The 13,390-nt window shown below is 44.6% G+C and carries 16 protein-coding genes; 15 read left to right on the plus strand and 1 reads right to left on the minus strand.

The features are described from left to right. The first annotated feature begins 49 nt into the window (after positions 1–49). Both NE665_RS08495 and NE665_RS08500 read left to right on the plus strand, forming a co-directional pair. Complete coding sequence (locus NE665_RS08495; protein ID WP_178760035.1) at positions 50–2,554, plus strand: LuxR C-terminal-related transcriptional regulator; 2,505 nt, start codon at positions 50–52, stop codon at positions 2,552–2,554. Between the two features lie 634 nt (positions 2,555–3,188). Then, positions 3,189–3,746, plus strand: coding sequence for a hypothetical protein (locus NE665_RS08500; RefSeq protein ID WP_233104570.1), 558 nt, complete (start codon positions 3,189–3,191; stop codon positions 3,744–3,746). Between the two features lie 330 nt (positions 3,747–4,076). Here NE665_RS08500 and NE665_RS08505 read toward each other — a convergent pair whose 3' ends face one another. After that, positions 4,077–5,189 carry an FAD:protein FMN transferase gene (locus NE665_RS08505; RefSeq protein ID WP_117443955.1) on the minus strand — a complete coding sequence of 371 codons (1,113 nt, stop codon included), beginning with the start codon at positions 5,187–5,189 and terminating at the stop codon, positions 4,077–4,079. Between the two features lie 308 nt (positions 5,190–5,497). Between NE665_RS08505 and NE665_RS08510 the strand changes: the two genes are divergently transcribed. From NE665_RS08510 to NE665_RS08570, 13 genes are all read left to right on the plus strand, one after another. Next, positions 5,498–6,790, plus strand: a complete 1,293-nt coding sequence (locus NE665_RS08510) for an RnfABCDGE type electron transport complex subunit C (RefSeq protein ID WP_117443954.1) — start codon at positions 5,498–5,500, stop codon at positions 6,788–6,790. 13 nt (positions 6,791–6,803) lie between these two features. Continuing rightward, complete coding sequence (locus tag NE665_RS08515; RefSeq protein WP_117443953.1) at positions 6,804–8,306, plus strand: RnfABCDGE type electron transport complex subunit D; 1,503 nt, start codon at positions 6,804–6,806, stop codon at positions 8,304–8,306. A gap of 11 nt (positions 8,307–8,317) precedes the next feature. After that, the gene (locus tag NE665_RS08520) at positions 8,318–8,836 is read left to right on the plus strand and encodes an FMN-binding protein (RefSeq protein WP_117443952.1); all 519 of its coding nucleotides are present in this window, start codon (positions 8,318–8,320) and stop codon (positions 8,834–8,836) included. Between the two features lie 14 nt (positions 8,837–8,850). Continuing rightward, positions 8,851–9,510, plus strand: a complete 660-nt coding sequence (locus tag NE665_RS08525; protein WP_117443951.1) for an electron transport complex subunit E — start codon at positions 8,851–8,853, stop codon at positions 9,508–9,510. A gap of 3 nt (positions 9,511–9,513) precedes the next feature. Next, positions 9,514–10,095 carry an RnfABCDGE type electron transport complex subunit A gene (locus NE665_RS08530; protein ID WP_117443950.1) on the plus strand — a complete coding sequence of 194 codons (582 nt, stop codon included), beginning with the start codon at positions 9,514–9,516 and terminating at the stop codon, positions 10,093–10,095. Between the two features lies 1 nt (position 10,096). Beyond that, the gene (locus NE665_RS08535; RefSeq protein WP_009272898.1) at positions 10,097–10,267 is read left to right on the plus strand and encodes a hypothetical protein; all 171 of its coding nucleotides are present in this window, start codon (positions 10,097–10,099) and stop codon (positions 10,265–10,267) included. Positions 10,268–10,281: 14 nt separating this feature from the next. Next, a complete protein-coding gene (locus NE665_RS08540) occupies positions 10,282–10,590 on the plus strand; it encodes a (Fe-S)-binding protein (protein WP_009272897.1) in 309 nt (102 codons plus the stop codon). Between the two features lie 138 nt (positions 10,591–10,728). After that, positions 10,729–11,139, plus strand: a complete 411-nt coding sequence (locus NE665_RS08545) for a DUF3788 family protein (protein ID WP_117443949.1) — start codon at positions 10,729–10,731, stop codon at positions 11,137–11,139. Positions 11,140–11,168: 29 nt separating this feature from the next. Further along, positions 11,169–11,513 (plus strand): hypothetical protein, encoded by a 345-nt coding sequence (locus tag NE665_RS08550; protein ID WP_117443948.1) that lies wholly within the window; start codon positions 11,169–11,171, stop codon positions 11,511–11,513. Between the two features lie 91 nt (positions 11,514–11,604). After that, positions 11,605–11,820, plus strand: coding sequence for a PF20097 family protein (locus NE665_RS08555; protein WP_117443947.1), 216 nt, complete (start codon positions 11,605–11,607; stop codon positions 11,818–11,820). A 48-nt stretch (positions 11,821–11,868) separates the two neighbouring features. Further along, complete coding sequence (locus NE665_RS08560) at positions 11,869–12,126, plus strand: hypothetical protein (protein ID WP_117443946.1); 258 nt, start codon at positions 11,869–11,871, stop codon at positions 12,124–12,126. 91 nt (positions 12,127–12,217) lie between these two features. Then, the gene (locus tag NE665_RS08565; RefSeq protein ID WP_117443945.1) at positions 12,218–12,580 is read left to right on the plus strand and encodes a hypothetical protein; all 363 of its coding nucleotides are present in this window, start codon (positions 12,218–12,220) and stop codon (positions 12,578–12,580) included. 80 nt (positions 12,581–12,660) lie between these two features. Further along, positions 12,661–13,122, plus strand: coding sequence for a GNAT family N-acetyltransferase (locus NE665_RS08570; protein WP_233104569.1), 462 nt, complete (start codon positions 12,661–12,663; stop codon positions 13,120–13,122). Positions 13,123–13,390 lie beyond the last annotated feature (268 nt).

The following is a 13,390-nucleotide window of genomic DNA, read 5'->3' on the forward strand; positions in this document are numbered from 1 at the left end:
GCAAAGGTAGCGAACACTGGTGTATCATAAAGAAAGGCAGGTGATGACCATGATGAAAAAACAACTGCTGTCTCGTAATCTGTGCATGCCGAAGCCAAGGGCGAACGCTCTGCTGCGCGAACGTCTGTTTCAGTGGCTGGATGCAGGACTTGCACACCGCGTTATCGGCTTGTATGCAACTGCGGGAAGTGGAAAAACCACGCTGCTGACAACCTATTTTTCTCAGCGTGAGCATGCGGTGCTGTGGTTGAGCCTGGATGAGGAATGCAACCATACGGAGCTGTTTGAAAGCTATTTGCTGGAAGCACTTGCCCCTGCGATAAGCGGGGAAGCTTATCAGCATATGGGCAGGGCGCTGCTCGCAAACAAACCGGATGTCTGGCTGCGTGAGCTTGTGGAACTATCCTGTACAGGTGATTTTATACTGGTGTTTGACAATGTGCATGTGCTGAAGGATAAAGCTTTACTAAATTTGTTATCCTGGTTTCTGCATCATTTGCAGGATTCTCTGCGTGTGATTCTGTGTGGACGAAGGCTGCCGGATATCTACTTATCAGATCTCGCTATGGAGGATGCTCTTGTGTTTCTTCGACAGGACGATCTGCTGTTTGAAGAGGAAGAGGAACTGCACTTTCTCAAAGTGACCCTGCAGCTGAAGGAAGAGGATGCCGTATTGCGCAGCATGTGCAGAAAAGCGCATGGCTGGATTGGCGGTCTGCAGCTGCAATCCATGGCAGGTGTAAAGAAGCTGCAGGATGTGTCCTGCATGAAGGACGATCATCTGCTGCATGCCTATATTACAAAAGAAATCTTTGAACCGCTGTGTGCTCAGGAGCAGGCGTTTCTGTATGCACTCAGCATTTTGGATTCCTTCGATGCTGCCTTTCTACAGGTTTATCTGCAGGATATGGATACGGACGCCTGTCTGAAAAGCATCATGGAAAAGCACTTCATCCTGATCATCCTGGATGAGGAAACTCAGCATTACTGCTTTCATGATATATTGAAGGAATATCTGCAGCAGCTGCTGATTCGTTCGCCGGAAAAGAAAAAGGCACTGCATATACGAGCAGCGGAGGCATATCGGGAAGTCGGAAATTATCAGGAATGCGTTCGTCATTATCTGGCCTGTGAGGATTATGTGCATGCTATGGAGATGTTGTCCCAAACACCACAGGACCACCGGGTTCTCTATTATCTGTCCAGAATACCGCTGGATGTAATCTGCAGCCGGGCTGATTTTGCGTATCAATACTTCTTCTATTATTATGCGAATTTTGAAGAGGTCGCCTGCCGGCGCATGTATCCGATCATCTGTGAAGCGATGAATGAGGATCCTACCTTTCTGGCGTTTCAGTGTACGATGCCAATCATGAACGGCGATTATATGAATGAAACGATGACCATCATGCCGCTGGATGAGCTTATGAAGCTTCCCTTATCGGATGTTACGAAAAGCTTTCTGCTGCTGAAGGATGCGTTTCTTCTGGCTATGCTGCATGATACCAGACAGTGCCGCCGTTATCTGTCCCTCATTGAGGATATTTATACAGCAACACAAAATATGTATACCGGAAGCATGCTGTATCTGATACGATCTCAGATTCATGAAGCGCTGGGAGAATTTCAACAGGCTTTATCGGCCTATGACCGCCTGAAGGTGCTGCTGCAGAAGCTTTCCTTTCAAAAGCCGTCTTATTATGTAGGAATTGCCGGAATCTATATGAAACAGCTGAAAACGCAGGAAAGTGAGCAGGCGCTGGATTTATGTGATGAAACAAATACACGTGCGCTGTTCAGCATACAGCGTGCCGGCAGCTTTACCAGAGCACAGCTGTATTGTGCGATGCGTGATGAGCGCGGACTGCAGCTGCTGGAAACATTACGCGGTGATCGGCTGTATGATAATGTGCTTTTGATGTCCTCACTGTTAAAAATCGTATATGTATGGAAGCCGGAGCATCCGCTGATTCATGAGTTTCATCGTGCCTGCCGTGTGCAGAAGCCGGACGATTTTGATGCACAGCTGCTGTATGCGATGATTCAGTGCGATCAGGGGGATTCATTGCAGGCAATGACGCTCATTGATGCCGTATTGCAGGAGGCGCGAAGGACACAATGCAGATATTCCCTGATAGAGGCATGTATTATCAAGCTGTGCAGATTGACACAGGAGGAACAGAGTATCAAAAATCTGTTTATCGAAGCGTTGACCTACGCGGCGGAGCAGGAAATACGACTGCCGTTTCTGTATATGAAAAAGTACTGGCGCGGGAATGCTGCCTTTATCAAAGACTGTCTGCAAAAGGCAAGTCCGCGGGAATGCACCTTTTGGAAGAGTCTGGAAATTCCTTTACAGGATGCCGTTTTGAGCGAACGGGAGCTGGAGGTGCTGCGGGAACTGGCGCAGGGAAACAGCAACAGGGTAATCGGCGAGCATCTGTATATATCCCTGGCAACGGTGAAAACGCATGTTCTCAACATCTACAGCAAGCTTGGCGTTACGAATCGTATCGAGGCTCTGAATTACTATCACACGTATATGCAGGAGTGAGGAAACAAGATATTCTAGAGTAGAAAAAGAATCTGTTCTGAAGATGCGGCAGATTCTTTTGCATATTATGATAGACTACAAAGCCTTCAATGCCATTAAGTTAAGCGGATGAAAACAAATCGGATGCGATTTTTATTTTATCTTACCCTGTAGTATGAAGTATATTCTAAAAAAACGCATGACAAAAAGAGTTTCTATTCACAGCTCTTTGAAAAATGAGGCATAATAAAGGATATATTATACAGAATCATCCTTTGAATTACAGGCCACATGTGAAAAATCACTAAAAGCACTATATTCATGTGGTCTTTTATGTAAACGCATACAATATTCATCGTTTTGCATTGACAAATACGTATATTAAATATAATAATATATTTGATAAGATATATTTGATACTCATAATTCAGTGGAGGTGAAAGAAATAGCATTTATTTTTAAAACGAAATTAAAATATGTATTGACTTTCGCTTTAATGATTACATTAACTGGGTGTTCTACACCTCAGAAATCACCTCCGGTTGTTTATTCGGATTCAACTTTGCCATTTGTGTTACCTGAAGGCATTTTCTATCAAGACAAGATTTATTGGAAAAGTGATGTAGACACTCCAGAATAAATAAATGGACAAGAATTGGGTGTAATAAAAGAAAGTGTATCACGAGAAGAATTTCCAATAAGTAACTTAAATGTAACAAAATCAGCTAAGAAATATATAGGGGACAAGGTAATAAAAAATGACAACTCATTATTCGTTAAACATGATAATAAGATACTACATTTTATCTATATAGACAAGATGGAACTTGGTGAAGAAATGAATGAATTTGACAGCAATAATACTGAGGATGCCTCGTATCCACCACATTTTATTTATAATGGTATGCGTTATTTACCAGCAGCAGTAACTGAACCAGATATCTTTGAAGCGATTCCAGATTCATTTCAGTATGTTGGTAAGATTAAAGAAGAGATTGCTGTATATGCTAGCAGAAACTATACAGGGGTTCACATTAAGAAAAATACAAAAATGTATATCGGAAAGAATCAAAATCGGTTTATGCTTTTACAACATCCGAATGGATTTATTGAACTTTATGAATGTATAGCATATAGGGAATTGAATAATCAAAGAATTTACAAAAAAACTCACGGCTCTATCGTGAGTTTTTTTAGTAAATTAACATTATGATAGAAATCAATAGCAAATTTCACCTAAGCTGATCTACAATGTTCATGCTGGTGTACAGCTACTGTTCACCAGCATGAACATCTATATACCATATATCATAAGAAACAATAATATTATAAAATGTTTATACCTTTTGTTTATAAAAGCCTCTGCTTTTTATGCATTTCATGGATGCTTCGAAATCAATAAAATCAACAGACTCTAATCATAAAGAGTAATTCAATGCCGAAAATCAGAATTGTATAAACAAGACGGATTTCTCTATGCAGTTCAAATCACTGGAACATGGTGATTTTTTTGACTTTTACCAATCCTACAGGTAACAGTCCATCAGCTCTCCTTGATTTTATCCTTTAAACCATCACTAAAGACAATTTGATACCCCTTAACACTGATGGCATCCGTACCATCCTCCGGTTTCTGGATATCATCGTATACCCAGATGGCATTAACCTGAATGTTTTCTTCCTTCTGCAGGCGGTTGATCAGCTTTACGCCTTCCTCATGGCTCATCGTATACAGCGTTGTGGAAAGGATGTCCGCTATGCCGCTGTTGTCTGTGATTACCGTAACGGAACGGCTGTGCCGAGCAGGCATCAAGGTATCAGGGTCAATGATATGATGCATGATCTTACCCTTATATGTATAATAGCGCTGATAATCACCGCTGGTCACAAAGGATGTGTCGCCCTTGGATTTTACAGAGATCAAAGAATCGGTGGACTGTGCTTTCAGATTGGGAATCTGGATGCCGACGGACCAGGCTTCGTTATCCGGTTTATCGCCAACCAGACGGATATTGCCGCCGCCGTTGATAATGGCATGCTGCAGACCGTCCTTTTGCAGCTGATCGGCAATCAGTTCCACGGCATATCCCTTGGCAACACCGCCGACATCCAGTGATACATCGGGATCATCGATATATACCGTGCTGTTTTTTTCGTCAATCTGCACATGCTTCCATCCGCTGTGCTTTGCAGCTGCCTGCAATTCCTTCGTGGTCGGAATGCTGCTTTCCTGATTCTTCTGATTTGCCAGGGTACCGGCTTCCCGGTAGTCGTGCCATATGTTTAAAACACTGCCCATCGTGATATCAAACTGATGATCGCTGATCGTATCGTAGGTTTTTGACAGCTTCAATAGATCAATGATGACAGGCTCCACTTTGACTGGCTGCTTTCCGGCATTGTCGTTGATTGTTTTGATGTTGTTCACGCCGTCATAGCTGTTGTATTTATCAAACAGCCGGTCATAATAGCGGAACTGCTTTTTCAGTTCATCGCTGTAGTTGTTAAAGGCAGTCTCATTTTCCGTATAGGCAGTAAAGCTCACCACGGTATCAAAGCCGATATCGGTTGCCGTCATGGAATATTTATGGAGTGCTTTCTCACTGCAGCCGGTAAGCAGCAGGACACCCAGTAGCAGACTCAGTATTTTTTTCATGTTTATCACCGTTTGACATTATACCATTATTTTTATGATTTTAAACCGGGATGCATAAGAAAACTTTATCATTTGATACATGGATGAAGCATTCGTTTTCTGTAACAATTTATCATTTTTACAAAACTATCCAAATGTATGGAAACGAAGGGAAACAGGAGGGAAACAGGCAGGGAAATCCTTAAGAAAATGTTAAATTTCCGCTTTTTATCATGGTATGAAAATGCTATAATAAAACCGGTATGTAAAATGTGTTAACACATTCACATATGGTATGGAAGAAGTAAGAGAAAGGTAAGGTGACTGTGATGTCATTGTTTAAAGGACCCATGCGTCAGCACATTCCGGGCCATAAGGAACTTAGCGACCATGTAGACATCATGGAAGTGAAAGCCGGCAGCAAGGTATTTATCCCTTTGATCTGCGGGCCTTCTGTGAATCTGGAAATACTGGTCAAGGAAGGTGATCATGTTTCCATTGGTACAAAAGTTGCTCAGTGCAATGAACGTAATGTTGTTCCTATTTTTGCAAGTGTTTCCGGTACTGTAACAGGTACGCAGAAGCTTATGCATTCTTCCCTGAAGCCGGTGGAGCATCTCGTCATTGAAAACGATGGATTGTATGAGCGTGTGCGTTCGTTTGAGCCGCTTGATTATAAGAGTGCTGATCGTACAGCGCTGATCGATTTCATGATGAATGCGGGAATCATCGGTCTGGGTGGTGCAGGATTTCCTGCATACATCAAGTACAAATTCGCAAAGGATGTAAAAAAGCTGATCATCAATGCGGTGGAATGTGAACCGTTCATCACTGCGGACTACAAGATGATTCAGGCGCACAAGGAAGAATTTGTCACCGGTGTGGCTGCCATGAAGAAAATGGCGATGGCACCAGAGGCGGTAATCGCGATCAAGAAGACGCACCCGGATCTGATTCAGTTTGTGGAAGAAGCAATCAAGGGCATGGAGGGCTTCAGCGTAGTCGCTGTGCCTGATGTGTATCCGATGGGCTGGGAGCGTGTGTTAGTGCGTGAAATCATGCATGCGGAATATGAAAAGCTGCCAGGTGAGGTTGGTGCCATTGTCAATAATGCGACAACGGCGATTGCATTCGGTGAGGCGCTGTTGACAGGAACGCCAATTGTTTCCAAGACGCTGACCGTATCCGGAAATGCGGTAAAGAAGCCTGTCAATGTACAGGTTCCTGTCGGTGTGCCGGTAGCGGAGGTCGTTGCGGCGTGCGGCGGCTATACGTGTGAGGATGTAAGGCTGATTGCCGGAGGTCCGATGATGGGGAAAACGATTGTCAATGACAAATTCGTTATCGACCGCAATATGAATGCATTGACCATTCTGGAAAACAAGCCGTTTGACAGTATTGCCTGTCTGCGCTGCGGGAAATGCTCCGATCACTGTCCGGCAGGACTACAGCCGGTACGCATCGCACAGGCAGTAAAAACAAATGATAAGAAAGCCATGGAAAAGCTATGTGCCATGGATTGTATCGAGTGCGGTCTTTGTACATACATCTGTCCGTCCCGTCTGGATGTGACGGAGAATGTTCGCCGTGCAAAGCGTCAGCTGATGCTGGCTAAGAAGTAAGGGAGGGTATTTTATGAAATTTACATTCCATGCATCACCGAACTTACGTCAGAAGCAGAGCACACAGCAGATTATGCTGGAGCTGATGATTGGGTTACTCGTGGTGTTTGCGTTTTCACTTATTTATTATAATAAGGCATATACATTTGATCATATGCTGCAGGCAATCAAGCTGCTTGCCGTATCTTTGATCACTGCATTTGTAACAGAGCTGGCCTGGGCGTTCTTTATGAAGAAGGATCAGAAATTTGATCTGCCGTATATTAAGAAGTTTATGGGAGGTTCCTTTGGCTGGATCACAGCGATCATCTTAACGCTGATGTGTCCAATCAGTATCCGTCCCTATGCGCTGGGGGTTTCCACCTTCTTCGCTATTTTCTTTGCAAAGCTGTTGTTTGGCGGGTTTGGAAACAATATCTTCAATCCTGCGGCTGTGGGAAGGGCCATCGTTTTTGCGACCTTCATGGGGGCAACGACGGATGTTATCACCTCGGCTACACCGACAACCATCATCGCTTCCGATTTTAACTGGCTGGTGACGAATCCGGAAATGATTAAGGACATGATGAGTGAAATCGGCGGTATCGGAAAGCTGTTGACCGGCTGGTATCCGGGTGCAATCGGTGAAACGAGTGCGATCATTATCTTACTGGTCGGTGTCGTATTATCCATTCGCCGTGTCATTGACTGGAGAGTTCCTGCTGTGTATCTGGGAAGCATCTTCGTTCTGGCAGCCGGGATCGCTTTGCTGCGCGGTGTTGGCAGCTATGAGGGCATACCGGGCTTTCTCTGGTATCCACTCGTCCATGTACTAACAGGTGGTGTCGTCTTCGGTGCGGTGTTTATGTTAACCGATCCGGTGACCTCTCCAACGAGTGCACAGGGGCGCTGCATCTTTGCGCTCGGTGCTGCAATCATCACCGTGCTGATTCGTGTAAAAGCAAATCTGCCGGAGGGCTGTCTGTATTCCATTCTGATGATGAACATGCTGACGCCGATGATTGAAAAAGGGCTGGAGGGAAAACAGCTGGCTCTGCGCAAGAAAGCGACAATCATTTTCAGCGTTGTAGCAGTTGTCGGTATGGGAAGCGTACTGCTTGCCGGAAGCGTTATTGAAGCAAAGGAGCCTGCACCTGCTGTTATGCTGAATACAGCGGACAAGGATGTTAATAAATTTGAAGCCAAGCTGAGCGGGAAAACCGAAAACAGCGATGGCTCTGTGACCTATCATGTGGAATCACAGGGCTATGCATCCACAGAGGATCCCAACATCTATAACAAGTTTGATATCACCGTGAAGGATGATAAGATCGTCACGGTTGTACCGACGGAAATCAACGATACACCGCATCAGGGAGATAAGATCGACAACCCTGCATTCCTGGATCAGTTTATCGGACAGGATTTGAAGCAAGAGGTAGAGGTAGAAAAAAATGATGCGGTAACAGAAGCTACGTTCTCTTCCAAATCAACGGTGCGTGCCGTTGCAGAAGTGCGTAAGGCTCTGGGATATTAGGAGGTAAGAATATGAAAAAGATATTACATCTGACTGTTTTCTTAGCTCTGATTGCTGCCCTGGCCGGAGGAGCGCTGGCGTTTGCCAATAATATGACGGCTCCTGTCATCGCTGCCAATGAGCTGGCTGCGGAAAAGGAGACACTGAAGGAAATTTATCCGGATGTGAGTGATGATGCCTTTGTAAAGGTAAAAGACAATGCTTCCAAAACCATCGAGAAAATATTCGAGGTGGAAGGAAAGGGCTATATCTTCAAAATGAAGGTAACCGGATATAAGGACGGTACCAGCTTCCTGGTAGCCCTGAACAAAGATGGAAGCGTATATGACTATGTTGCAATTTCCAATGGAGATACACAGGGACTTGGTTCCAAGGTAACGGAGAAGCCGTTCCGTGAATCTTTAAAGGGAAAGGATGCAACCGGTGAAGAGATTCTGGATGATACGATTACCGGAGCAACGGTTTCCAGTAAGCCGGTTATCGAAGGAATCCGTGAAGCAGCCAAATATCAGGCTGAGAATCTGAAATAGGAGGTGGATGAAGAATGAACCGTAAAGAGAATTTTACAGCAGGATTCATCCGTGAAAATCCTGTATTCTCCCTGTATCTGGGACTTTGTTCCACCCTGGCCATAACGACCACGCTGAACAATGCCATCGGTATGGGAGTTGCTGTTATTGTCGTATTGATCATGTCAAATGTGATCATTTCCCTGATTCGTAATATTACACCATCGGAAATTCGTATTCCGGTTTATATTGTAATCATTGCAACACTTGTAAAAATTATCCAGATGCTGATTAAGGCATATGCACCGAGTCTGGATTCCGCGCTGGGTGTCTTTATCCCATTGATTGTTGTAAACTGTATTATTCTGGGACGTGCGGAAGCCTTTGCCAGCAAAAACAGCGTCTTTGATTCCGCTCTGGACGGACTCGGCATGGGGCTTGGATATACCGTATCCATCATCCTGATGTCCGCAATCCGTCAGATTATCGCAACGGGAATCCTGTCCTTTGACAATCCGTTCGATGCGGCGCAGAATATCTTCTCAATTCGTATTATTCCGGAGGACTTTGCAATCTCCATGTTCTCTCAGCCGTTTGGTGCATTCTGTACGTTTGCATGTCTGGCTGCAGGACTGGCTGCCTATAAGTCTCACCAGCAGAATAAGGCGAAAAAGCTGGAAAAGGAGGCGAAATAAACGATGAACTGGAGTAATTTATTTGTTATGCTGATTACGTTTGTCTTCATCAATAACGTCGTCCTGAATCAGTTCCTTGGTATGTGTCCATTCATGGGTGTATCCAAGAAGAGCAGCTCTGCCATCGGTATGGGTGCTGCCGTTACCTTTGTTATTGTGGCAGCCTCTCTGGTAACCTATGGTCTGTATTACATGGTACTGGATCCTCTGAATCTGCAGTATATGGACCTGATTACCTTCATTCTGGTCATTGCCGCTTTGGTACAGCTGGTGGAAATGATCATCAAGAAGCTGAGTCCTTCTCTATATAAGGCGCTGGGTGTCTACCTGCCGCTGATTACGACGAACTGTGTCGTATTGAATGTTACACTGAACAACATCACCAGCGGCTACAATTTTGCGGAGATGCTGACATATTCCATCGCAATTCCTGTTGGATTCACGATGGTACTGTACATCTTCTCAACGATTCGTGAGCGTCTGGATGCCTGTGATACTCCGCTTTCCTGGAAAGGAAATCCGATTGCCCTGATCGTTGCAGCAATCATGGCACTTGCCTTCAGCGGACTGATGGGTCTGGTTTAATATGAAGGCATTACTTCCCGTCCTGTATCTGGGAGCACTCGGTGCAGTCTATGCACTGGTGTTTTACTTCAATCACAAAACACCGCTTCCTAAGGGATGTGAGGATTTGAAAGCACAGTGCAAGGGCTGTCATGATCATTCCTGCTGCAACAACCCTGCACATGAGGAATAGAAAGGGGTAGTCACATGGTAACTGCAATCATTATGATGCTTGTTCTGGGGGCGATTCTTGGTCTAGGGCTGGGAATTGCGGACAGATTTTTAAGCGTTGAAGTCGATGAGCGTATTGAAAAGGTCAGCAGCATGCTGCCAAACTACAACTGCGGTAGCTGCGGGTATGCAGGCTGCAGCGGACTTGCCGAGGCACTGGTAGAGGGTGAGGTCACTGTTGTCGGTACCTGCAAGCCTTGTAAACCGGATCAGAAGGCAGCCATCGCTGAATATCTGAACACCACACCGGGACCGGATGGTACCTGTGTTAAGGTAAAGGCTTAATAAGAAATACAGGCGTTCCTCCATATACAGAGGAATGCCTTTTCATATTCTTGAGATAAAATTGAAGAGCTGTAAAGAAAAAACGGAACGAATATGCTATAATGGAAAAAACTAGGGGAAGGGCAGGAGGATATGTTTATGTATGAAAGAATGTTAAATAAGCAGGAGCAGCCCCGGTACAACGAAATGTGTGCGCATTGTGAGGAATGCGGGGAGCTGTTTATCAGACTGAATACATGGCTATTTGAAACATTCGCAACGCAGCAGGAGGTTACCTTTCCCTATGGCAACCACTATGGCTGGGGGATTGCACATCGTAAGAAAAAGAAGCTGATGTGCAATGTGTTTCCGGAGGCGGGAGCCTTTACTGTTATGATACGGCTCTCTGATGCGCAGTATGCTTCCCTTTACGATCAGCTGCAGACCTATGCAAAGGAATACATCGATAACAGATATCCGTGTGGTAACGGCGGATGGATACAGTATCGGGTTTGTGAGGAGGCTCATATGGCAGATATTCAGAAGCTTCTTTCTCTGCGCTGTCAGTGAACATGAAAACGTGGAAAAGGTGATGGAATATGAAAACAAGGCTGTATATGGCTATGCTGCTTTGCATTAGCATACTTGGCGGCTGCAAGAACACAAGGGCTGAAATCGTTCAAGGAAACATAGCGAAAGCAGAGTGCACAAAGCAGCTGATTATGGTACATGGGCAGCTGTATTACAATACAAAGAAGACCAACAACGATAGGCTACGCTGCGGCATGACGGATGGGGAAATTGACAGCATGGTAGAGCGGACAGAAATACCGAAAAAGGATAATCAATCAAATTTTGGTACAGGCATCAACTATCAGATCGGTGATCAGGAAGTTGAGCTTTCTATGGGGGAGGACTGGGTGATATTCAAACCATGGCGGTGAGATGCACCATAGACACCGGAAATAAACGGTATTTCAAAGGTATATGCAATCGGCTCTGGGATTGCCCATCTTCAAAAAAGGAGGAATGAACATGCTTTGTCCATATTGCGGTAAGGAAATGAAAGCAGGCTTTGTACAGGCTGCTTCCAATATTATATTCTCTGAAAAAAAGCACCTTATGAGGATGCAGCCTGCAAATGATCAGGAGGTGCTGCTGGCAGAGCAGAGCATGTATCCCGCTGCTGTATCTGCATGTTACTGCACAGGCTGTCATCGAATTGTTATACATGGTGTAGAAAGAACATGATGCAAAAAATAATGTCGCATGATGCGTCATACGGGAGGAGTGTGAACGATGTTATCCTTTAAAAAAGTATTGCGAACTGCAATTCTATCCTTTCTCGCTTTTGCCGTCTTTGCAGGTATATTTGCCGATTTATTACTGCTTATGCTTGGATTGACAGGAGAGGGTTTTGATGTGTATCGGCTTCAAATCTGTCTTGCAATTTTATGTTCCGTGATGGTTACCTGTACCTATATCATCACTCGTAAAATTTATGAGCTTTCTCTGGAGTTCAGCCGATGGAAGAATAAGGATACGAAGCCGTTTTAACAGGGTATGGAAGCATATCCTTTTTTTCTTGCATCTAGCCATAACGAAGACAGATATGGTAAAATACAGATGACAAAGAGGAGATGACGGTATGGAAAGCTTTGAGGAATGGCTGGATTTTGTACTGGGAATGCCATTGCCAGACGATATCGCTGCAGTGAATTTTAATTTATATGAGCAGGAAGGAAATATCTGGTCAATCGAATTTGCAGGCACAGAGGGCTTTGATCCACAGGATGCGGATTGGGCCTGTGAAGAGGTTTTTGTAACACGTGAGGCACCATTCAGCTGGGAAGAGGAAGCAGACTGGGAACAGATTCTCACAGAAATGAGTGAAAGACTGCAGATATACCTGGAAAACGGTAGATATGCGGAAAAACTGAAGGCATATGCGGGTGTGGGTATTGGCTTTGTGGACGGCGATATCAATATTCTTTATCATAAAGACAGCTGAGCATTGAAAAAAAGCATAGATTAGCAGAAAGCCCGGTTTACAGGATGCGGGAATGTGCATACTATAGCATGGTGATCAATATGACAGTTATGGTACGTCCCTGGGATGTGGAGGATGCGATGGAGCTGCACAGCTTGTCGATGCATCCGTATTATCTGAAAAAGAGAGTCTGGAAATTCCTGTATCCGGATACCTTTCTCAATGCCGTATCTACGATTCATTTTTATCAGCATGCGGATCCGCAGCGGTATCTGTTTCGTGCGGTGGAGCTGGATGGCAGCGTTTGCGGCTTTCTGGAATGCGAAAAAAAGACGAGCAGCAGTGCGGAGCTATCCTATTGGCTGGGCGTGAATTACTGGCATAGAGGTATCATGCAGCAGGCGGTTCGTGCTCTGTGTGAGGAGGCCTTTGATACGCTGCAGCTGCTTTCCATTTATGCACTCGTTGAAAAACGTAACACAGCCTCCATACATGTGCTGGAGGCAAATGGATTTCAAAGAGAGGAATTTGGAAAGCTGTATATGTTTAAAAAGTATAAGTGAGGGCTTTGGCAGCAGGTAAGGCTGCAAATGAAGGCTTCTTTTCCAATTATGAGGATGCAACACGATTGATTTACAGGTGTATGGCATCCTCTTTTCTGATCGGAAGGAAGACAGTAGAAAAATACAAATCATTCGTTGCTTGGTATAAACGAGCATACTTGCGAATGTGCATATGGCTGTATTGGAGCAATCTTCTGTATACAGGCACAAAGAGCTGCCTGCACGCATCTGCAGCTGTCTTAATGAAAGTGATTGTAAATGAAACGAA

It is taken from the genome of Clostridium sp. DFI.1.208 (assembly GCF_024463855.1).
Lineage (GTDB): Bacteria > Bacillota_I > Bacilli_A > Erysipelotrichales > Erysipelotrichaceae > Clostridium_AQ.